The 21395-nt window shown below is 74.1% G+C and carries 20 protein-coding genes; 7 read left to right on the plus strand and 13 right to left on the minus strand.

Translation table 11 applies throughout. The features are described 5' to 3' along the window. Positions 1–6: 6 nt before the first annotated feature. Positions 7–1200 (plus strand): NAD(P)-binding domain-containing protein, encoded by a 1194-nt coding sequence (locus ACFRQN_RS01700; RefSeq protein WP_380737481.1) that lies wholly within the window; start codon positions 7–9, stop codon positions 1198–1200. A gap of 39 nt (positions 1201–1239) precedes the next feature. On the opposite strand, the gene paaE is transcribed toward ACFRQN_RS01700, so the two are convergent. The 8 genes from paaE to ACFRQN_RS01740 form a co-directional block, all read right to left on the minus strand. Next, positions 1240–2418 carry a 1,2-phenylacetyl-CoA epoxidase subunit PaaE gene (gene paaE, locus ACFRQN_RS01705; protein WP_117491038.1) on the minus strand — a complete coding sequence of 393 codons (1179 nt, stop codon included), beginning with the start codon at positions 2416–2418 and terminating at the stop codon, positions 1240–1242. Continuing rightward, complete coding sequence (paaD, locus tag ACFRQN_RS01710) at positions 2419–2979, minus strand: 1,2-phenylacetyl-CoA epoxidase subunit PaaD (protein WP_380737541.1); 561 nt, start codon at positions 2977–2979, stop codon at positions 2419–2421. Positions 2980–3062: 83 nt separating this feature from the next. Continuing rightward, entirely contained in the window at positions 3063–3986 is a 924-nt protein-coding gene (gene paaC / locus ACFRQN_RS01715) for a 1,2-phenylacetyl-CoA epoxidase subunit PaaC (RefSeq protein ID WP_380737483.1), read from the minus strand. A 13-nt stretch (positions 3987–3999) separates the two neighbouring features. Beyond that, entirely contained in the window at positions 4000–4329 is a 330-nt protein-coding gene (paaB, locus tag ACFRQN_RS01720; RefSeq protein ID WP_049649721.1) for a 1,2-phenylacetyl-CoA epoxidase subunit PaaB, read from the minus strand. After that, on the minus strand, positions 4326–5327 hold the full coding sequence (gene paaA / locus ACFRQN_RS01725) for a 1,2-phenylacetyl-CoA epoxidase subunit PaaA (RefSeq protein WP_117491030.1): 1002 nt from the start codon (positions 5325–5327) through the stop codon (positions 4326–4328). Before paaA ends, paaB begins: the two co-directional genes overlap by 4 nt. Positions 5328–5648: 321 nt before the next feature. Next, entirely contained in the window at positions 5649–7322 is a 1674-nt protein-coding gene (locus ACFRQN_RS01730; protein WP_198959430.1) for a M20 family metallopeptidase, read from the minus strand. 835 nt (positions 7323–8157) lie between these two features. Next, on the minus strand, positions 8158–8817 hold the full coding sequence (locus tag ACFRQN_RS01735; protein WP_074004232.1) for a response regulator transcription factor: 660 nt from the start codon (positions 8815–8817) through the stop codon (positions 8158–8160). Continuing rightward, positions 8814–10316 (minus strand): sensor histidine kinase, encoded by a 1503-nt coding sequence (locus ACFRQN_RS01740; RefSeq protein WP_074004231.1) that lies wholly within the window; start codon positions 10314–10316, stop codon positions 8814–8816. Before ACFRQN_RS01740 ends, ACFRQN_RS01735 begins: the two co-directional genes overlap by 4 nt. Before the next feature lie 197 nt (positions 10317–10513). On the opposite strand from ACFRQN_RS01740, the gene ACFRQN_RS01745 reads away from it, so the two are divergent. From ACFRQN_RS01745 to ACFRQN_RS01765, 5 genes are all read left to right on the plus strand, one after another. Beyond that, positions 10514–11425, plus strand: coding sequence for a class I SAM-dependent methyltransferase (locus tag ACFRQN_RS01745; protein WP_074004230.1), 912 nt, complete (start codon positions 10514–10516; stop codon positions 11423–11425). Between the two features lie 49 nt (positions 11426–11474). Further along, on the plus strand, positions 11475–11777 hold the full coding sequence (locus ACFRQN_RS01750) for a GNAT family N-acetyltransferase (protein WP_049649718.1): 303 nt from the start codon (positions 11475–11477) through the stop codon (positions 11775–11777). A 255-nt stretch (positions 11778–12032) separates the two neighbouring features. Next, complete coding sequence (locus ACFRQN_RS01755) at positions 12033–13046, plus strand: aldo/keto reductase (RefSeq protein ID WP_380717491.1); 1014 nt, start codon at positions 12033–12035, stop codon at positions 13044–13046. A gap of 79 nt (positions 13047–13125) precedes the next feature. Continuing rightward, a complete protein-coding gene (locus ACFRQN_RS01760; protein ID WP_074004228.1) occupies positions 13126–13713 on the plus strand; it encodes a TetR family transcriptional regulator in 588 nt (195 codons plus the stop codon). Between the two features lie 108 nt (positions 13714–13821). Next, positions 13822–14745, plus strand: a complete 924-nt coding sequence (locus ACFRQN_RS01765; RefSeq protein ID WP_074004227.1) for an ADP-ribosylglycohydrolase family protein — start codon at positions 13822–13824, stop codon at positions 14743–14745. A 101-nt stretch (positions 14746–14846) separates the two neighbouring features. Here the strand turns inward: ACFRQN_RS01765 and ACFRQN_RS01770 are convergent, their stop codons facing one another. Both ACFRQN_RS01770 and ACFRQN_RS01775 read right to left on the minus strand, forming a co-directional pair. Then, the gene (locus tag ACFRQN_RS01770) at positions 14847–15110 is read right to left on the minus strand and encodes a GlsB/YeaQ/YmgE family stress response membrane protein (RefSeq protein ID WP_063780048.1); all 264 of its coding nucleotides are present in this window, start codon (positions 15108–15110) and stop codon (positions 14847–14849) included. 208 nt (positions 15111–15318) lie between these two features. Next, positions 15319–15585, minus strand: coding sequence for a GlsB/YeaQ/YmgE family stress response membrane protein (locus tag ACFRQN_RS01775; protein ID WP_049649713.1), 267 nt, complete (start codon positions 15583–15585; stop codon positions 15319–15321). A 246-nt stretch (positions 15586–15831) separates the two neighbouring features. On the opposite strand from ACFRQN_RS01775, the gene ACFRQN_RS01780 reads away from it, so the two are divergent. Continuing rightward, the gene (locus ACFRQN_RS01780; protein ID WP_074004226.1) at positions 15832–17076 is read left to right on the plus strand and encodes a glycosyltransferase; all 1245 of its coding nucleotides are present in this window, start codon (positions 15832–15834) and stop codon (positions 17074–17076) included. Positions 17077–17134: 58 nt separating this feature from the next. Here the strand turns inward: ACFRQN_RS01780 and ACFRQN_RS01785 are convergent, their stop codons facing one another. The 3 genes from ACFRQN_RS01785 to hydA form a co-directional block, all read right to left on the minus strand. Continuing rightward, a complete protein-coding gene (locus ACFRQN_RS01785) occupies positions 17135–18691 on the minus strand; it encodes an NCS1 family nucleobase:cation symporter-1 (RefSeq protein ID WP_074004225.1) in 1557 nt (518 codons plus the stop codon). Between the two features lie 63 nt (positions 18692–18754). Continuing rightward, complete coding sequence (locus ACFRQN_RS01790; protein WP_049649710.1) at positions 18755–19768, minus strand: TIGR03842 family LLM class F420-dependent oxidoreductase; 1014 nt, start codon at positions 19766–19768, stop codon at positions 18755–18757. Positions 19769–19936: 168 nt separating this feature from the next. Continuing rightward, on the minus strand, positions 19937–21385 hold the full coding sequence (gene hydA / locus ACFRQN_RS01795) for a dihydropyrimidinase (RefSeq protein ID WP_074004224.1): 1449 nt from the start codon (positions 21383–21385) through the stop codon (positions 19937–19939). Positions 21386–21395 lie beyond the last annotated feature (10 nt).

Genomic DNA, 21395 nt, shown 5'->3' on the forward strand with positions numbered 1-21395 from the left:
TCGGGCGTGACTGTTTACGGTGCAACGAACAGCGTTCCGGAACGGGTGGACGTCCTGGTGGTGGGCGCCGGACAGGCAGGTCTGTCCGCCGCCTACCACCTGCACCGCCGCGGCTTCGCCCGTCACCGGACGGGCGTCGACGGCGGCTTCGTCGTCCTCGACGCCAACGCCGTCCCCGGCGGTGCCTGGGCGTACCGCTCGCCGTCCCTGCGGATGGCCACCGTGCACGGCGTCCACGACCTCCCGGACGCCGAACTCCCGCCGCCGGCCCCGGACGCCCCCGCGCGCGAGGTGGTGCCGGAGTACTTCGCGGCGTACGAGGCGCAGCACGCGCTCCCGGTCGTACGCCCGGTCGCGGTGCACGCCGTACGCGCCGAGTCCGAGCGCCCGGACTCCCGGCTGCTGGTCGAGACCGACCGCGGCACCTGGTCCACCCGCGCGCTGATCAACGCCACCGGCACCTGGACCCGCCCGTTCCTCCCGCACTACCCGGGCCGCTTCGCGGGCCGCCAGCTGCACTACGCCGAGTACCGCGGCCCCGAGGAGTTCACGGGTAAGCGGGTGCTGGTGGTGGGCGGCGGCGCCTCGGCGGTCCAGGTGCTGTCGGAGGTCGCCGCGGTCGGCGAGACGGTGTGGGTCACCCGCTCCGAGCCCGTCTACCACGACGGGCCGTTCACCCCCGAGTACGGGCGCGCGGTGGTCGCCAGGGTCGAGGAGCGGGTCCGGCAGGGGCTGCCGCCGCGCAGCGTGGTGAGCGTGACCGGGCTCGGCCCGTCCGTCGCCTACCGGCGCGCCGAGGAGCTGGGAGCGCTGCACCGCCGGCCGATGTTCGACCGCCTGACCGAGCACGGGCTCGCCTGGGGCGACGAGGAGCTGGCCGTGGACGCGATCGTCTGGGCGACCGGCTTCCGGCCCGAGGTCGGGCACCTCGCTCCGCTCGGGCTGCGCTCCCCCGGCGGCGGCATCGCGCTCACCGGCACCCGGGCCACCGCCGACCCCCGCGTCCACCTGGTCGGCTACGGCCCGTCCGCCAGCACCGTCGGCGCCAACCGGGCCGGGCGGGCGGCCGTCAACGACCTCGTCAAGCTGCTCGGGGACCCTGCGCCCGGGCGGCCGACGATCTCCGGCCCGACGGTCGCGAGCCCGAGGGTCGGGAGCCCGACGCCCGGTGACCCGGTCATGGAGCCCGCCACCGTCTGAGGCTCCGCGATCGTGGTCCGGTCGGCGGTGGTGGTCCGCTCAGCGGTCGTAGTCCACGGTCACCCGGTCGGTGACCGGGCGGGCCTGGCAGGTGAGGACGTAGCCGGCGGCCAGCTCCTTCTCCTCCAGCGCGAAGTTGCGGCGCATCTCCACCTCGCCCTCGGTGACCAGGGCGCGGCAGGTGCCGCACACTCCGCCCTTGCAGGCGAACGGCAGGTCGGGGCGGGAGCGCTGGGCGCCGTCCAGGATCGAGCGGTCGCGCGGGAGGCAGAGCGTGCTGCCGCGGCCGTCGAGGACGACGGTGACCTCGCTCCGCGGGCCCGACACGCCGTCGGCGGAGCCGTCGGACGAGGCGTCCGTCCGGTCCCAGTCCTCGTCGCGCTCCGGGAGCGGCTCGTCCTCGGCGTGGAACAGCTCCTGGTGCACCCGCTCACCCGGCACGTCCAGCTCGGCGAGCAGGTCCTTCGCCCCCACGACCATGCCGAACGGGCCGCACAGCCACCAGTGCCCAACGCTCCCGACGTCCACCAGCGCCGCCAGCAGCGCGCGTACCCGCTCCGGGTCCAGCCGGCCGCTGAGCAGTTCGGCGTCCCTGGTCTCCCGGGAGAGCACGTGGACCAGCTGGAAGCGGTCGAGGTAGCGGTCCTTCAGGTCGGCCAGCTCGTCCGCGAACATCACGCTGTCACTGCGCCGGTTGCCGTAGAGCAGGGTGACGGTGGAGCTGCGGTCGGCCGCGAGCACGGAGCCGGCGATCGACAGCATCGGGGTGATCCCGGAGCCGGCCGCGAGCAGCACGTGGTCGGCCGGGACGCCGAGCTCGGGGGTGAACAGGCCGGACGGCGTCAGCACCTCCACCTCCTCGCCCGGCTTCGCCTCGCGCACCAGCCAGCGTGAGAACAGCCCGCCGGGCACCTCCCGGACGGCGATCCGCAGCGGCCCGCCGACCGGGGCGCAGATCGAGTACGAGCGGCGCTCGTCGGTGCCGTCCACCAGCTTGCGCAGAGTCAGGGTCTGCCCGGGGCGGAAGGCGTACTCCTCCGCCAGCCCGACCGGCACCGCGAAGGTCACCGCGACGGCGTCCTCGCAGAGCCGCTCGACCCGGTCGATCCGCAGCCGGTGGAAGGTCGGGCGGCGAGCGGGGCGGATGCCGGTCCCCTCGGCGTCGGGGGCGGACCCGGCGGCGGAGGAGGCGGGAGCGGCGGAGGAAGCGGCGGGCATTCAGATCTCCTTGACGCGTTCGAACGGCTCGCGGCAGGCCCGGCAGCGCCAGAGCGCCTTGCAGGCGGTGGAACCGAAGCGGGACAGCTCCTCCGTGTCGGCGTCGCCGCAGCGCGGGCACGGCACGGGGGGCGCGGCGGCGGTCCTCGGCGCGGCCACGGTGGTGGGCGCGGTCGCGGTTCCGGTGCGGGTGGGACCGAGGGTGAGCGCCACCGGTCCGGCCGCGGCGACGGCGGCGGTCGGGCGCGGCGGGGCGATGCCCGCCTCGGCGAGCTTGCGACGGCCCTCGGCGGTGATCAGGTCGGTGGACCACGGCGGGTCCAACCGCAGCCGCACCTGGACGTCCGGGTACCCGGCCGCGCGCAGCCGGCGGTCCACGTCGGCGGCCATCTCGGCGACGGCGGGGCAGCCCGAGTAGGTCGGGGTCAGCCACGCGGTCACCGTGCCGCTGCCGCCGTCCACCCCGACCTCGGCCAGGACGCCCAGGTCGGCCAGGGTGAGCATGGGCAGCTCCGGGTCCGGCACGGCCGCGGCGACCGCCCAGGCCAGCTCGCGGGCCATCGGATCCGCGGTGCCCGTCGCGACCGTCCCGCCCGTCGGCTCCGCGGTGCCCGTCGGCCCCGGGCCCGTCACGACGTCGCCGGTCACCACGTCGCCCCCGGGTGGGCGCGGGCCAGCACCTGGAACTCGGCGAGCAGCGGGCCGAGCGCCTCGGTGTGCACGCCGTCCCGGCCGGCCAGGCCGAGGACGGTGGCCAGCGGCGGTACGTCCGGCACGGTCAGCCCGGCCTCGGCGAGAACGGCGCCGAGCGAGCGCAACACCGGTTCGCGCAGGGCCGCCGGGTCGACGCCCGCCCGCAGCTCCACCGGGTGCGCCGTGAACAGCTCCTCCAGCAGCGGCCAGACCGCGTCCACCCCGGCCTGCATCCGCCCGGCGGAGTACGGCGTGCCGTCGCCCAGGCGCAGGGTCCAGGCGGTGGCGTACTCCCGGTGGTAGGCCAGCTCCTTGACGCCCCGGGCCGCGACCGCGGCCAGCACCGGGTCGGGGTGCGCGCTCAGCGCCTCGTACAGGGCGCCGCGCGCGGTGGCGAACAGCAGCAGCCGGGCGATCGAGTAGGCGAAGTCGCCGTTCGGGGCCTCCACCAGACGGACGTTGCGGAACTCGTGCTCCTCCCGCCAGTACGCCAGGTCGTCCTCGGTGCGGCCGGTACCGTCCGCCTGACCGGCCCGGGTGAGCAGCAGGCGGGCCTGGCCGAGCAGGTCGAGGCCCAGGTTGGCCAGCGCGACCTCCTCCTCCAGCTCGGGCGCCCGGGTGCACCACTCGATCAGCCGCTGCGCGAGGACCAGGGCGTCGTCGCCCAGCATCTGGCAGTAGGCGGCGAGGTCGGCGCCGTCCAGACCGGGGGGCAGCGCGGTGTCCACGCCGAGCAGGGGATCGGCGAAGCCCGTCCCGTACGCCCAGCGGCCCTCGCCCTCGGGGCCGGGGGCGGCGTCGGCGAGGCTGAGGTAGACGTGGTCGTCCTGGCCGGTGTCGGCGGTGGAGGTGGTGGAGGTGGTGTGGTCGTGCACGGTGGCTCCCCCGTCAGATGTGCGGGACATCCTCGGGGATGTCGTAGAAGGTCGGGTGGCGGTAGACCTTGTCGCCGCTGGGCTCGAAGAACGGGTCGCGCTCGTCCGGGGTGGAGGCGGTGATCGCGTCCGAGCGGACCACCCAGAGGCTCACGCCCTCGTTGCGGCGGGTGTACAGGTCGCGGGCGGCGAGCAGGGCCATTCGGTCGTCGGCGGCGTGCAGCGAGCCGACGTGGACGTGGTTCAGCCCGCGCCGGGGACGCACGAACACCTCGTACAGAGGCCAGCCGGCCTTGGGCCCGGCCTCGGACCCGGACGGGGAGCCAACCTGGGGGTCGGTCACTTTCCGTTCTCCTGTTCGGTCACATTGGTGGCTTCGGAGGCTTCCGTGGGCCCGGCGGCCTCGGCCGCGCGCTTGGCCGCGTAGGCGACGGCCGCCTCGCGCACCCAGGCACCGTCCTCGTGGGCGGTGCGGCGGCGTTCGACCCGCTGGGCGTTGCAGGGGCCCTGGCCGTGGATGACCCTGGTCAGCTCGGACCAGTCCGGCTCGCCGAAGTCCCAGCCGCCGCGCTCCTCGTTCCAGCGCAGCTCGGGGTCCGGGAGGGTGACGCCCAGGTGCTCGGCCTGCGGGACGGTCATGTCGACGAAGCGCCTGCGCAGCTCGTCGTTGCTGTGCCGCTTGATCCGCCAGGCCATCGAGCGGGCGGTGTTCGGCGAGTCTGCGTCCGAGGGGCCGAACATCATCAGCGACGGCCACCACCAGCGGTCCACCGCGTCCTGGACCATCCGGCGCTGGGCCTCGGTGCCGCGCATCAGCGTCATCAGGAGCTCGTAGCCCTGGCGCTGGTGGAAGGACTCCTCCTTGCAGATCCGCACCATCGCGCGGGCGTACGGGCCGTAGCTGCAGCGGCAGAGCGGGACCTGGTTGCAGATCGCGGCGCCGTCCACCAGCCAGCCGATCACGCCGACGTCGGCGAAGGTGAGAGTCGGGTAGTTGAAGATCGAGGAGTACTTCTGGCGGCCGGAGATCAGCTTCTCGGTGAGCTCGGCGCGGTCGACGCCCAGGGTCTCGGCGGCGGCGTAGAGGTAGAGGCCGTGGCCGGCCTCGTCCTGGGCCTTGGCGAGCAGGATGGCCTTGCGGCGCAGGGACGGGGCCCGGGTCAGCCAGTTGCCCTCGGGCTGCATGCCGATGATCTCGGAGTGGGCGTGCTGGGCGATCTGGCGGATCAGGGTGGCCCGGTAGGCGTCGGGCATCCAGTCCCTGGGCTCGATCCGCTGCTCGGCGGCGACGACCGCCTCGAACCGGTCCTCCAGCGTCTGCGCGGGGACCGTCTCGGCCACCTCTGCTGTCACCACAGTCCCCTCTCGTCTCCTGCCCGGAGGCCGCCTGGAGCATCGGCCAACCGACTGACCGTTCGGTCGGTCGGTACCATTCTGCGCGGAGGGGCTGAGGGATGGCAAGGTGCGCAACAGATAACAGCTGACAGATTCTGAAATCTGTCAGCTGTTATCCGTCGGCTGTCTTCTGTTCTCTGTTCGCTGCTCTACGTTCGCTGCTCTACGTCCGCCGTCCGCCGGCCGCTGTCCGCCGTTCTACGTTCGCCGCCGCCGACCGCCGGGGGCCGGCGACCGGCTCCCGGCCGTCAGCAGCTCACCGCCGGCTCAGCCCTCCGCGCGGTCGCGCAGTCGCGGCAGCGGCACCGCGAGCAGCGCCGCCAGCAGGGCGATCCGGGGAGCGATCTGGTCGACCCGGATGTGCTCGTGCCGGGCGTGGGCCCCGGCGCCCACCGCGCCGAAGCCGTCCAGGGTCGGAAGCCCGCGCGAGCCCGGCAGGTTGGTGTCCCCCGCCCCGCCCGCCGGAGCGCCGTCCAACTGCTGCCCGAGCACCGCGGCGAGCGAACGCACGTGCCGCAACAGCGGGTTGCCGGTCCGCTCGGGCCAGGCCGGACGGCTGGACAGCACCTCCGTACGGACCCGGGCGCCCGGACGCAGCGCGGTGAGCCGGGCGAGGTTGTCCAGCGTACGGCGCTGCGCCTCGACCGTGGCGAAGCGCAGCCCCAGCTCGGCCTCGGCCCGGCCGGCGACCACGTTGGCGCGCGAACCACCGCTGATCCGACCGGCGTTGAGCTCGGTGCCGGGCTGACCGGCGAGGTCGCGCACCAGCACGAGCTGGTCCACCAGCTCGTCGACCGCGGACACCCCGTCGTGGGCGTCATTGCCCGCGTGCGCCTCGCGGCCGGTCACGGTGAGCCGCACCCGGGTGCTGCCGCGCCGCGCGGTCTTCAACCGACCGTCGGGGTGCGGCGGTTCGAGACCCAGGACCGCGGCGGCTCCGCGCAGCTGGCGCTCGACCAGGCGGCGTCCGTCGGGGCTGCCCACCTCCTCGTCGGAGACCACGACCAGGCGGACGGTCCGGTGCGGGCGCTCACCCAGGTCCGCGAGCAGCGACAACGCCCCCTCCAGGATGGCGAGTCCGCCCTTCATGTCGACCACGCCGGGCCCGGTGAGCCGACCGTCCTCCTCCGTCACCGGCCAGTCCGCGAGGGTGCCGACCGGCCACACGGTGTCGTGGTGCCCGACGATCAGCAGGTGCGGCAGGGACTCGTCCCGACCCTCCCACTCCAGTACGAGGTGGTCGCCGGCCGGTCCGGGCTCGCGCCGGGCGGTGGCACCGGTGGCACAGAAGCCGGCCGCCAACTCCTCGGCGAGCGCGTCGAGTCTGGGGGCGTCCCCACTGGGCGACTCGATCCGCGCCAGGTCGACGCAGCGACGCCGGACGGCCCCGGCGAGGGTGCGGGCCCGGGTGCTGAGCGCCTGCGGCACACCGGGCAGCGCCGTGGTGACGGCGGTGGCCCCATGGGAGGCGGTGGCGGCCGGGCCCGTCGCGGGCTTCACGACGACGTTCTTCGCCACGACGTTCTTCGTCGCGGGGCTCTTCGTCACGGGGCTCTTCGCCGCCGCGGCCTTCGCGACGACGGGTTTGGTGAGGGCGGATTTCGTGAGGGCGGACTTGGCGGCTGCGGTCGTGGTGACGGCCACCTTGGCCACGACGGTCTTCGCGGCACCGGACGCGGCCGCGGTGGCCTGGACCGAAGCGGCGGGAAGCGCAGGGGCCGAGACCGTAGTGCCCGGATCCGCAGCGGCAGTTGCGGTGCCGGCGGCGGTGCCGTTGGTGGTGGTAGCGGTGGCTGCGGCGGTAGCGGCGGCGGCGGTCGCAGTGGCCGTGGCGGCGGCAGGGGCCTCACCGTCGGTGGCGGCCGGGACGGCGACCGACGTCGGGGCGGGTTCCGCGGCGGCGCCCGGTGCGGCGGGCGACCCGACGATCTGGGGACTCAACGCTCGCCTCCGCGGCCGCCGCCGGTATACAGCGGCCGTGCCGGCCGACCGCTCCCGCCCGGGTACCAGGCCCGGCCGGACCGCACCGGCCGACCGGGATGATGAGCGGCCCACCGAATCGGCCTGTCTGGCCCAAGTACGGTGGAACGGTTGGGCGGCGTGCTTGGCATGTGCGTCCTCCTCGCTCGATCCGGTGGCCCCGGTCCGCCCGGAGCCCCGTGGACGGCGGCTTCGTGGCGGTGGGCGCAGTGGCCGGACCGCCGCAGGGAAGCCGAGATGTGAGCCTAGAAGAACCGTTCGGTTTCCTGCGAGGTGGCCCTGTTCCCAGCGTGCCGGTACCGGGCCCCGCTTCGGACAACACCCGTCCGCTTTCGGCGCGGGCGCTCGGCGCGCGGGCCTGGATCGGCGCGCGGACGCGGTCGCCGGATCGCGCCCATCTCCACCATGGACCCGCCGCCCGAGTTCGGCAGCGCAAACGGCCAAGGCACGGCATTTCCACGCCGGATGGGTGACAGCGGCTCAGCACGCGATACGAACCGGGAGCACGCGGCGGCTCATGGAAGCCCGCTTCGACGTCCGCCCCGACTCCGGAGGAACGTCCGGGGAACGCCAAGGTGAACACTGGCCGATGCCGTGCCCCGATGTGCCCCACCGAGCCCCGACGTGCTTCGGCTGCAACCCCTGGCACGACGGGGCGGCACCCCGGAACAGCGGGACAGCGCCCGGATATGCGCGTGCGCGAACGTTCGCGACCGTACCCGCGGGTGCACGACCGATCGGCACCCGGGCACCCCGGCACCCGAACCCGGGCCCGGCCGATCCCAGCCGTCCGTCCTCAGCCGCCGTCGCCCATCAGCCCGGCGTCGCGTGCGAGCAGCGCCGCCTGGACCCGGTTGGCGACTCCGAGCCCGGTCAGGATCCGACTGACGTGCGCTTTGACCGTGCTCTCGCGCATCCCGAGCACACCGGCGATCTCGGCATTGGAGAGCCCGTCGGCGAGTTCGCGCAGTACGTCCGTCTCCCGCGGGGTGAGTCCGGCGGCCCGGCTGCGGGCGGCCACCGACCGGGGCGCCCCGACCCGGTGGTAGCGGTCGATCAGCCGCCGAGCGGCCGCCGGGTGCAGCATCCCCTGGCCGCCGGCGACGACATGGACGGCCCGGGCGATCTCCGCGGGCGGGGTGTCCTTCAGCAGGAAGCCGTCCGCCCCGGCCGCGAGCGCCTGGTACACGTACTCGTCCAGGTCGAAGGTGGTGAGGGCGATGACCCGCGGACCGTCGGGGAGTTCGCGCAGCCGCCGGGTGGCGGCGATCCCGTCGAGCCGGGGCATCCGGATGTCCATCAGCACGACGTCGATCCGCCGACCGGCGGCGAGCTCGACGGCCTGCAGCCCGTCGGCGGCCTCGGCGACCACGGTGAGCTCCGGGTCCTGGGCCAGGAGGTCGACCAGGCCGAGACGGACCAGCGCGTCGTCGTCGACCACCATTGTTCGGATCATGCGGCGTCCTTCGGCTGCGGCTTCGGTTCCTGCTCAACGTGCTTCGCCCGCGTCGGTTGCGTCGCTTGCGTCGATTGGTTCGGCTGCGTCGGTTCCTCCGGTCGCTTCGGTTGCTTCGGTGGCTCCGACTGCTTCACTCTTCGCGCCCCCTGCGCCCCTTCCTGCGATTGCCGCGCCCCTGGCGTCCCCTTCCCCCGCTCCGGCCGCGGCGACGCCCGCCCGGGGTACGCCACCGCGCGCACCGACTGTGGATCCGGACCGTCGCCACGGAGCCGGGCGGAAGCCTCGTCCGGCACCGCCTGCGGCGGGCGGTCCGGCGCGGGCAACCGGGCGGAGAGCCGGAAGCCGCCGCCACCGTCCGGACCGGCGTCGAAGTGGCCGCCGAGGGCGCCGACCCGTTCGGCCAGCCCCACCAGCCCGTACCCGCCACCGGTGCCCGGCCCGCCCAACGGCGCCTCGCCCGGGCCGTTGCGGACCTCGACCGTCGTCGCCGGCGCCCCGTAGCCGACCCGTACGGTGACGGGCGCGGCGTGCGCGTGCTTGCGGGCGTTGGTCAGCGCCTCCTGCACCAGCCGGTGCACGGCCAGCCGGTGGGTGGTCGGGATGCTCTCCGGCTCCCCGGAGAGGGTGAGTTCGACCCGTTGGCCGGCCTGGGTCGCCTCGCCGACGAGCTCGGTGAGGTCGCGCAGCGCGGGCGCCGGGACGCGCCCGGCCTCGACGGGCATGGACGGCTCTCCTCCCGTGGCGGGCGGGGCCGACGGGTCGGCCCGCAGCGCGCCAAGGACGTCGCGCAGGTCGTCGAGCGACCGGGCGGCGGTGGTGCGCAGCAGTTCGAGGCGGTGGGTGAGCCGGTCGGGGTCGTCGGCGACGGTGCCGGCCCTGGCCTGGTCGCGCAGCACCCCGGCGTGCAGGACCAGGAGGCTGAGCCGGTGGGCCAGCACGTCGTGCATCTCCCGGGCGATCCGGGCCCGTTCGGCGGACCGGGCCTGTTCGGCGCGCAGCTCGCGCTCGCGGCGCAGCGCGTCGACCTGCTCGTGCAGGGTGCGGATCAGCACCCGTCTGCCCCGCAGCCACAGGCCGACCGCCATCGTGGCGGCCTGGACCAGGAGTTGGGACCCGGCGGTACCCGCCCGGCCGACCAGTGAGTCCACACCCACCGCACTGGCCACCGCGATGACCGAGCCGCCCGCCATCGCCAGGCCCGGCCGGCCGAGGTAGGCGAGGTGGAAGACGCTGAACAGGCCGGGGACGGCCCGGTTGAACAGCCCGCCCGTGAGCACCGGCAGCACGGCCGAGGCCACCGGGTGGCGGCGGGCGAAGAAGAGCGAGACCGCGGCGAGCGCGGCGACGACCGTGCGCGGCAGGCGCAGCGGACCGTCGGTCTGCGTCCACTGGGCGAGGGCCTCCTCGATGGTCAGGCCGAGCAGGCCGAGCAGCAGCAACGTGTCCGTCCCGGCCCGGTGGTCCGGCCCGTACCAGCCGAGCACACTCCGGCGCATGGTGCTCCTCCTTTCCGCTCTCCTCGGCCCGAAAGCCTTCCGTACGTCCGCCCTTGGGCACCTCGGGCTCGATGCTAGGGGCGCTCGGCCGCGGAGCGCCTCTGTCTTCCGGGTAACCGCACCCTCGACTTTCGTCGGGGGTCGGCGCCGCTGACCGGCCGATTCGCGGCGGCTCCGCCCTGCCTAGCGTCGACGGCATGACCAACGAACGGCTCCACCACCGTCCGGACCCCCCTTCCCCCCTGTACAGTTCGCCCGCCGGTGGCGACCACCTGCTGTTCCTCGCCGAGGCCCTGCGCACCTTCCACGACACCGGCGCGCTGGCCCCGAGCGGCCCGGAGCTGGTGAACGCCCTGGTGGTACCGGTCACCAGCCGCCCGAACCGTCCGATCTCGGTGCTGGAGGTCGGCGCCGGCACCGGCGTGGTCACCCGCCGACTGGCCCAAGTACTGCGCCCGGGCGACCGGTTGCACGTCGTCGAGGCCAACCCGCGGTTCGCCGAACGGCTGCGCGAGGACCCGGTCCTCGCCGCACGCCACCCCGGGGTCGGCCTGCGACTGTCGGCCTGCCGGGTCGAGGAGCTGCCGGAGTGCCGTCGACCGGCGCCGGAAGGGGCCCGGGCGGAGGACCGCGGGCAGCGGTACGACGTGATCGTGTCCGGGCTGCCGTTCACCAACTTCGAGCCCGCGCAGGTGCGCGACATCCTCGACCTCTACCTGCGGCTGCTGGCGCCCGGCGGCGAGCTGACGTACTTCGGGTACCTCGGCACGACGACGGCGCGCAGCCTCACCTCCGGCCCCCGCCGGGGCGCCCGCCACCGGGCGGTGGTCCGGCTGCTGCGGCGGTTCGAGGAGGCGTACGGGCTGGGCGAGCGCACGGTGTGGCGCAACGTGCCGCCCGCCCGCGCCTGCCTGCTGCGGTCGCCGGGCGGCCGCGAGACCTGGGCACCGGCCGGGAGCCCCGCTGTCGAACCCGCCGTCGGGCCCACTGTCGGGCCCGCTATCGGGCCGGCGGTCGAACCGGCGCCCCCGAGCAAGGCACCGAGCACGACGACCACGACGGACACGGCAACCGGATCGGCGGGCGGGGCGGCCCCGCTCCCCCGATGATGGACCGGGGCCGGGCCCGGCTCCGACTCTCCCGCAGTGAGGAGCCGCGATGACCATCTCGGTACGTGACGTGGAAGCCCGGAACCGCTTCGAGGCCTGGGAGGACGGCAAGCCGGCGGGCTTCGCCGAGTACCTGCGCAGCGACCAGCTGGTGGTCTATCCGCACACCGTGGTCGAGCCCGCCTTCGAGGGCCGGGGCATCGGCAGCGCGCTGGCCCGCGCCGCCCTGGACGACGCCCGCGCCCGCGGCCTGTCCGTGCTGGCCACCTGCCCCTTCATCAAGGGCTGGATGCTCCGCCACCCCGAGTACACCGACCTCGCGTACGAGAACCGGAGCCGGGTCGCCGACTGATGTCGGCTTCGGTGCGGGCGTCTGCCGCCATGCCGCAGTCGCCCGCCCGCCCGTCCGACCGACCGACCGACCGACCGCATGTCCGCCCGCCCGTCCGCCCGTCCGCCGAACAAATGACAGTCGACAGATTTCAACTTTCAGATAACAGACGACAGCGAACAGATTTTGAAATCTGTTCGCTGTCGTGTCACAGTGAGACCCGGGTCACCCTGCTCCTGCCCCTCCGGCACCGCACCCGCCCCCTTGGAGTCACCCGTGTCCTCCCACACCCGCCCCGCCCGGCGCACCCTCGGCACCACCGGACCGGTCACCTCGGCCCTCGGCCTCGGCTGCATGGGCATGTCCGACCTGTACGGCCCGGCCGACGAGGCCGAGAGCATCGCCACCATCCACGCCGCCCTCGACGCCGGGGTCACCCTCCTCGACACCGGCGACTTCTACGGCATGGGCCACAACGAGCTGCTGATCCACGAGGCGCTGCGCGGCCGCGACCGCGAGAGCGTGCAGATCAGCGTGAAGTTCGGCGCCCAGCGCGGCCCCGACGGCCAGTGGCTCGGCTACGACGCGAGCCCCGCCGCCACCAAGACCGCGCTCGCCTACACCCTGCGCCGCCTGCGCACCGACCACGTCGACGTCTACCGCCCGGCCCGCCTGGACCCGGGCATCCCAGTCGAGGAGACCGTCGGCGCCATCGCCGACCTGGTGCAGGCCGGCTACGTCCGCCACATCGGACTCTCCGAGGTCGGCGCCGACACCCTGCGCCGGGCCGCCGCCGTCCACCCGATCAGCGACCTCCAGATCGAGTACTCGCTGCTCTCCCGCTCGATCGAGGCCGCCGTCCTGCCCGCCGCCCGCGAGCTCGGCATCGGCATCACCGCGTACGGCGTGCTCTCCCGCGGCCTGCTCGGCGGCCACTGGGACCGGGGACGGGCCCTCGCCGGGACCGACTTCCGTAGCCACAGCCCGCGCTTCCAGGGCGAGAACCTGGCCCACAACCTCGCGCTGGTCGAGGCCCTGCGCGAGATCGCCGTCGCACGGGGCGCCACCGTCGCCCAGGTCGCCATCGCCTGGGTGGCCTCCCGCGGTCAGGACGTCGTCCCGCTGGTCGGGGCCCGCCGCCGGGACCGCCTGACCGAGGCCCTCGGCGCCCTCGACGTCGCGCTGACCGAGGCCGACCTCGCCGCCGTCGAGGCCGCCGTACCCGCCGGCTCCGCCGCCGGTGACCGGTACGCTGCCGCACAGATGGCCCACCTGGACAGCGAGCGCTGACCGCACCACCAGCGCCGCACCGCACCACCGGCGCCATCGCCGCACGACCCGACCGCACGACCTAAGGACGGACCTCCCCGTGACCACGGACACCACACTCACCGCCGAGCAGATCCTGAGCGCGGCGGAGGACGTCCTCCGGCGGTTCGGCCCGGCCAAGGCCACCGTCGTGGACGTCGCCCGCATCCTCGGCGTCAGCCACAGCAGCGTCTACCGCCACTTCCCCAGCAAGGCCGCGCTGCGCGAGGCGGTCACCCAGCGCTGGCTCGACCAGGCGCACCACGAGCTGTCGACCGTCTCCAACGAGGGCGGCCCCGCCTCCGAGCGGCTGCAGCGGTGGCTGACGGCGCTGTTCACGGCCAAGCGGAAGAAGGCGCTGGACGACCCGGAGCTGTTCGCCACCTACATGGTGCTGGTCGAGGAGAACAGCGGCCTGGTGGACACCCACGTCGACACCCTGGTCGACCAGATCGCGCGGATGGTGGCGGAGGGCATCGAGACCAAGGAGTTCAAGCTCGCCCACATCCGCAACACCGCCCGCGCCGTCTTCGACGCGACCGGCCCCTTCCACGACCCGGCCTACGCGTCCACCTGGTCCACCCCCGACGTCGACGACCGGTTCGACGCCGTCTGGAAGCTCGTCCTCGGTGGCCTGAAGGCGAAGTGACGAACCGTCAGCAGATATGGCGCCGGCGAGCGGAGGAATAACCGCTCGCCGGCGTCCTGCCCCCTCCGGCAGACTGCCGCACACAGTTGATCTCACATGGAGGATGACATGCGTGCGGCCCGCCCGGTCCTGGACAGCCTGGAAGGACTCGCCCTCGGCGACGCCTTCGGCGACCGGTGGTTCTCGGTCCCGCTGGACGAGGCGCCCGCCGCGCTCGCCGCCCGGCTGGTCCGGCCCGCACCCTGGCACTGGACCGACGACACCGCCATGGCGCTTGTGCTGGTCCGCCACCTGCTCGCCGCGGGCGAGGTCCGACCGGACGCGCTCGCCCGGGAGTTCGCCGCCGAGTACGCCCGCGAGTACGGGCGCAAGTACGGCCCGTCGATGCACCGGGTCCTGCGCGGGATCGGCGCCGGCGGGGACTGGCGCGCCATCACCGCGGCCCAGTTCGAGGGTCAGGGCTCGCACGGGAACGGCGCCGCGATGCGGGTCGCGCCGCTGGGCGCCTGGTTCGCCGAGGACCTCGACGCGGTGGTCCGGCAGGCCGAACTGCAGGCGCTCACCACCCACTTCCACCCGGAGGCCGTCGCCGGTGCGGTGGCGGTCGCGCTCGCGGCTGCGCTGGCGGTCCGCAGCCGGGGCGGAAACCCGCCCGGCCGGGCCGAGTTGCTGACCGAGATCGCCGGACGGCTGCCGGACAGCGAGGTCCGCTCCGGGCTCCGGATCGCCGCCCGGATGCCCGAGCACACCAGCGTCCGGCACGCCGCCACCGTGCTCGGCTCGGGAGCGCTGATCTCCGCCGCGGACACCGTGCCGTTCGCCCTCTGGTCCGCGGCCGGGCACCTGGACTCGCTGCCGGAGACCGTCTGGAACACCCTGGAGGGCTGGGGCGACAAGGACACCACCTGCGCCATCGCCGCCGGTGTGGCCGCCGCCCGGACCGGGCTCGCGGACCTGCCGCCCGGCTGGCTCGCCGCGCGCGAGCCGCTCCCGGGCTGGGTCGCCGAGGCGTCCCGGACCGCCGACCGGTAACCGGGCGGTGCCGGGTGCTGACCGCCCGGCTTCAGAGCCCGGCGGTCAGCACCGAGCCGTCAGCGCCGAGCCATCAGCATCGAGCCGTCAGCACCAGATGGTCAGCGCCGGGCAAGGAAGCGGAGCACCTTGTAGCCGAAGAGCAGGACCATGGCGCCGCCGATCGCCGACACCCAGGTCGTGACGTCGAGGAAGCTCACCTTCACCGTCCCGTGCATCCAGTGCGAGACGATCCAGGTGCCGATGTAGGAGCCGGTGATGCCGATCAGGGTGCTGCCGATCAGGCCGCGCTCCCCCCTCGACATCGCCATCCTGGCCAGTGTCCCCGACACCAGGCCCAGCACGATCCACGCCATCCAGCTCATCCGCCGCCCCTTGCGTCATCGGTGTGGCGACCCCGTCGAGCCCCCGGGTCCCGTTCGGAAGGACGTACGAGGGCCTCGCACCGTTCCAGCACCGGCAAGGACCGGTTCGAACCGGCCATCCGGGCGCCGTCGTACCGGTCGGCGGAACTCCCCTCCCCCGGCACGCCCCGCCGTCTCCCGGACGCCGGGGCCGCACCGAACCATTCCGTCAGCGGCGCGAGTTGCCGAACAGCAGCCGGTAGGCGATCAGCAGCACCAGGGCGCCGCCGATCGCCGACACCCAGGTCGCCGCGTCGAAGAAGTGCGCGGTGATCGAGCGGTGCATGAAGTGCGACGCGATCCAGCCGCCGACGAAGGAGCCGGCGATGCCGATCAGGGTGGTCACGATCAGGCCGCCCGGGTCCTTCCCCGGCAGCAGCAGCTTGGCCAGCGCACCCGCCAGCAAGCCCAGCACGATCCACGCGACGATGCTCATCCGGCATCCCTTCCCGTCCAAGGCGCGACGGCCCCGTCCCGTCCGCTCTGCCCGCAAGGACGCCACCGCCCGCCGCCCGGTTCCGCCACCCGCGTCGGCCGCCCCGGTCGGCCACCCGCGCAGCACCGTCCGAACCCGGCGGACGAGACCGGCCGACGGGACCGGCCGACGACACCGGCCGCTCAGGCCGGACCGCCCGCGCGTGGCGCCCTTCCCGCTCGCCGTCCGCGCCGAAATACTGCGGCCATGCGCATCCTGATCGCCACCGCCGGCTCCCGGGGCGACGTGGCCCCCTTCACCGGGCTCGGCGTCCGGCTGCGGGCGGCCGGGCATCAGGTGGCCGTCGCCACCCACGACACCTTCGCCGAGTCGGTACGGGCCGCCGGGCTGGAGTTCCGCCCACTGCCGGTCGACCCGCGCGCCGAACTCGCCTCCGTTGAGGGCCGGCGCCTGCTGCGGGCCGGCAGCGGACCCGGCGCCGTCCTGCAACTCCTGCGGCTCGGCCGGAGGTTCATGCCCGCACTCGGCGACGGCATCGCCGACGCCACGGCGCTCGGGACCGACCTGCTGCTGACCACCAGCACCACCAGCGCACTCGGCCAGGTAGCCGCCGAGGCGGCCGGCATCCCCAGCATCGGGCTGTACCTCCAACCCCTCGCCCCCACCCGGGAGTTCGCGCCCGCCGTCACCGGCACCCGATCGCTCGGCCGGTCCGGCAACCTGCTGGCGGGACACGCCGTCCAGGCCGCGACCGACCAGTTGTTCGTCCCGGCCGTCCGCGGGCTGCGCCGTCGGCTCGGCCTGCCGCCGCTCGGCATCGCCCGGGCCCGCCGCAATCACCCCGTCCTGCACGGCTTCTCGCCACTGGTGGTGCCCCGACCCGCCGACTGGCGCCCCCGACTGGAGGTGGCGGGCTACTGGTGGCCGGCCGACCGGCCGGACTGGCAGCCCCCGGCCCGGCTGCTCGACTTCCTGACCGCCGGGCCGCCGCCGGTCTTCGTCGGCTTCGGCAGCCTGGTCGTCCCCGACGCCGAGCGGCTGACCGCGACCGTCCTCGCCGCCGCCCGCGCCGCCCGGGTGCGCCTCCTGCTCCAGTCGGGGTGGAGCGGACTGGCCGCCGAGGACTCGGACTCCGTCCTGACCGTCGGCGACACCCCGCACGACTGGCTCTTCCCCCGCACCGCCGCCGTGGTCCACCACGCGGGTGCCGGCACCACGGCCGCCACCCTCCGCTCCGGGACCCCCGCCGTCCCCGTGCCCGCCCAGCTCGACGCACCGTTCTGGTCCGCCCGACTGGCCCGGCTCGGCGTCTCCCCCGGCCCCGTCCCCCTGCGCGGCCTCACCCCCGCCCGCCTCGCCACCTCCCTCCGCCTGACGCTCGACGACCCCCGCTACCGCACCCGCGCCCGAGCCGTCGCCACCGCCCTGGCCGCCGAGGACGGCGCGGCCAAGGTCCTCGCCGCCGTCGAACGGGTTTCAGCGAACAGCTGACAACTTTCGAAATCTGTCAGCTGTTCGCTGTCACCCGTCAGTCGTTCGTCCTCCCCCGTCAGCCCTCCCCCGCCTCCCCGCTCCCCCTCCCGAACACCCCGCTCAGCCCCAGGTACACCACGGCCGCCGCCGTCAGCCCGACGGCCCAGCCGTAGTCGGCGAGCGGCTTGAGGACAGGGATCAGGCCGTCCGCCGGGAAGGGTCCCTGCTTCGCACCGTCGGCGTCGACGGTGGAGTACGAGCCGCCGACGGCCAGCACGCCGCCCACCAGCAGCGCCGTCACGGCCCGCCAGTTCCAGCCGGCCGCATACCAGTACGCCCCGCCCGGGCGGTACAGCTCGGCGAGCCGGAGGCGGGTGCGGCGCAGGGCCCAGTAGTCGGCGATCAGCACTCCGCCGACCGTGCCGAGCAGCCCGCCGACCACACCGAGCCAGGTGAAGATGTACACGTGCGGGTCGGAGATCAGCCGCCACGGGAGGATCACGATCCCGACCACCCCCGTGATCAGCGCCCCGGTCCGGAAGGTGACGAATCGGGGCAGCAGGTTGGCGAGGTCGTACGCGGGCGACACCACGTTGGCGGCGATGTTCACCGACAGCGTCGCGACCAGCACGGTCAGCAGCGCGAACAGGATGCCGACCGGGTTCTCCATCTTGGCGGCCAGCTGGATCGGGTCCCACACCGGGGCCCCGTAGACCGCCTCGGAGCCCGAGGTGACCAGCACGGACAGGAACGCGAAGAGCGTCATCGTGGTCGGCAGGCCGAGCGCCTGCCCGCGTATCTGGGCCCGCTGGCTGCCGCCGAAGCGGGTGAAGTCGGGGATGTTCAGCGAGAGGGTGGACCAGAACCCGATCATGCCCATCAGCGCGGGGAAGAAGACCTTCCAGAAGCCGCCGCCCCACCCCAGCCTGGACGGCTGGTCGAGCAATGGCCCGAGCCCGCCCGCCTTGACGGTGATCCACACCAGCAGCGCGAGCGCGCCGACGATGACGAACGGCGCCGCCCAGTTCTCGAACCGCCGCAGCGCCTCCATCCCCCGCGCGATGATGGCCATCTCGATCAGCCAGAACAGCAGGAACGAGAGCCACTGCGTCCACGGGTGGCCGCCGAACTCACCGGCCGTGCACCAGGATTCGCCGAACAGCTTGCCCGCCAGCAGGAAGATGCCCTCGCCGCCGATCCAGGTCTGGATGCCGAACCACGCGCAGGCCACCGCCGCCCGCAGCAGGGCGGGCAGGTTGGCGCCGCGCAGCCCGAAGGCGGCCCGGGCGAAGACCGGGAACGGGATGCCGTACTTGGTGCCGGCGTGCCCGGTGAGCAGCATCGGGACCAGCACGAGGAGGTTGGCGAGCGCGATCGTCAGCACCGCCTGCTTCCAGTCCATGCCGAGCGTGACCAGGCCCGAAGCCAGGGTCCAGGACGGGATGTTGTGGGCCATGCCGACCCAGAGCGCGAGGAAGTTGTACGTGGTCCAGGTACGCCGTGCCACCGGGACCGGCCGCAGGTCGTCGCTGGTGAAGCCGTTGGATGGCAAGTCCCCGGCGGCCGGGTCGAGTTCGACCCGGCCGTCGGGGTGGTGCCACTGTCTGCCGTCACTGGTCGCGGTTCCGGGCATGGGCAACTCCCGTCCGCCGCGGGCGGATCCGCGGCTGAGCTCGGGTGGGGGCGCCGGGCGGAGTCACAGGTGCGGGATGACGTCCGTCCCGTACGCGTCGATGGTGGTCTCGATGGCGTCGTGCATGGCGTAGACGGCGAACTGGTCGACGCCGAGCGAGCGGAGCTCCGCCAGTCGGGCCCGCTGCGCCTCCACCGGGCCGATCAGGCAGAAGCGGTCGATGATCCCGTCCGGGACGAAGGCCGTGTCCGGGTTCCCGGCCCGCCCGTGGTGGCTGTAGTCGTAGCCCTGGCGGTCCTTGATGTAGTCGGTGAGCGCCTCCGGTACCAGGTCGGAGTGCTCGCCGTAGTGGCTGACCAGGTCGGCGACGTGGTTGCCGACCATCCCGCCGAACCAGCGGCACTGCTCCCGGGCGTGGGCGAGCGCCTCGGGCGAGTCGTCGGCGGTGACGTAGGCCGGGGCGGCGACGCAGATGGTGATCGACTCCGGATCCCGGCCGGCCTCGACGGCGGCGGCCCGCACCGCCTTGACCATGAACTCGGTGAGGTAGGGGTCTGCCAACTGCAGGATGAAGCCGTCGGCTTGACGTCCGGTCAGGTTCAACGCCTTCGGCCCGTACGCCCCCATCCAGATCGGCAGGGAGGCGCCGGCGCGGACCCACGGCAGGTGCATCTCGCTGCCGTCCACCTCGGCGGTGCGCCCCTCGGCCAACTCCTTGATGGCGTGCATGGCTTCGGAGAGCCGGGCGAGGGTGGCGGGGCTCCGCCCGGCGACCCGCATGGCGGAGTCGCCGCGGCCGATGCCGCAGACGGTCCGGTTGCCGTACATGTCGTTGAGCGTGGCGAACGTGGAGGCGGTCACCTCCCAGGTGCGGGTGGAGGGGTTGGTGACCATCGGGCCGACGGTCATCCGCTCCGTCTCGGCGAGGATCCGGCTGTAGATGACGAAGGGCTCCTGCCACAGCACGCAGGAGTCGAAGGTCCAGCCGTGGCTGAACCCGGCCCGCTCGGCGCGGATCATCCGGTCGATGAGCAGTCGGGCGGGCGGGTCGGTCTGGAGGACGAGGCCGATGTCCATGAGGGGCTCCAGGTAAGGGTTTTGACCGCCGCCACCCGGCCGTCGGCCGGATCGGTCGCCCCGGTCGAAGGAGCGGGCCGGCAGCCGGGCGGGCGACCGGACGGCCGGCAGACCGGGCGGCGGCGGGTGGACGTCGCGGAACGGGAGGGGCGGGAATCGGGAGAGGGATCAGACCAGGTACTGGCAGGTGTCCCGGCGCAGGAAGGTGCCGTGGCCGGCCCGGCCGCGCCAGTCGCCGTCGTCCAGCACGACGGTGCCGCGCGACACCACCGTCCGCACCCGGCCGGTGAGTCGACGGCCCTCGTAGGCCGAGTAGTCCACGTTCATGTGGTGGGTCGCGGCGGAGACGGTCTGCACCGCGGTGGGGTCGTAGACCACCAGGTCGGCGTCGGCACCCGGGGCGATGGTGCCCTTGCGCGGGTGCAGGCCGAACATCCGGGCCGGGGTGGTGCAGGCGATCTCGACCCAGCGGCGCCGGCTGATGTGCCCGTCCACCACGGCCTGGTGGAGCAGGTCCATCCGGTTCTCTACGCCCGGCAGGCCGTTGGGGATCTTCGAGAAGTCGCCCCGGCCCAGCTCCTTCTGGCCGACGAAGCAGAACGGGCAGTGGTCGGTGGAGACCACCTGGAGGTCGTTGGTGCGCAGCCCGCGCCAGAGCGCCTCCTGGTGCTCGCGCGGTCTGAGCGGCGTGCTGCACACGTACTTGGCGCCCTCGAAGCCGTCGGCGCCCTCCTCGGCGAGGTTGTCGGTGGAGAGGAAGAGGTACTGCGGGCAGGTCTCGCCGAAGACGTTGAGGCCGGCGTCCCGGGCCCCGACGATTTCGGCGAGCGCGGCGGCTGCGGAGACGTGCACCACGTAGAGCGGGCTGCCCGCCACCTGGGCGAGCTTGATCGCCCGGTGGGTGGCCTCGGCCTCCAGCAGTTCGCGCCGGACCTCGCCGTGGTAGCGGGGGGCGGTCCTCCCGGCGGCGAGCGCCTGTTCGACCAGGACGTCGATGGCGATGCCGTTCTCCGCGTGCATCATGATCAACCCGCCGTTGGCGGCGCCGCGCTGCATGGCCCGCAGGATGCGGCCGTCGTCGCTGTAGAAGACGCCGGGGTAGGCCATGAAGAGCTTGAAGGAGGTGGACTCGCCGGAGTCCACGAGGGTGTCCATCTCCTTGAGCACGGCGTCGTTGACGTCGGAGACGATGGTGTGGAAGGCGTAGTCGATCGCGCAGTTGCCCTCGGCCTTGGCGTGCCAGGTGTCCAGGCCCTCGCGCAGCGAGCCGCCGACCGACTGGACGGCGAAGTCCACGATGGTGGTGGTGCCGCCCCAGGCCGCGGCGCGGGTGCCGGTCTCGAAGGTGTCGGAGGCCGCGGTGCCGCCGAACGGCAGCTCCATGTGGGTGTGGGCGTCGACCCCGCCCGGGATGACGTAGTGGCCGGTGGCGTCGATGACGGTGTCGGCGGTCCAGGCCTCGGCGGCGGAGCTGCCGGTGGTGGCCAGGGCGGCGACGCGCTCGCCCTCGATCAGGACGTCGGCGTGGAGTTCCTCGGTGGCGGTGATGACGAGGCCGCCGCGGACGACGGTGCGCTGGTGCGGGTCGCGGGTGGCCCTCACGTCGTTGGTGGTCATCGCGCTGCTC

Origin of the sequence: Kitasatospora sp. NPDC056800, from assembly GCF_042789775.1 — a bacterium.
In the GTDB taxonomy this organism is placed as follows: domain Bacteria; phylum Actinomycetota; class Actinomycetes; order Streptomycetales; family Streptomycetaceae; genus Kitasatospora.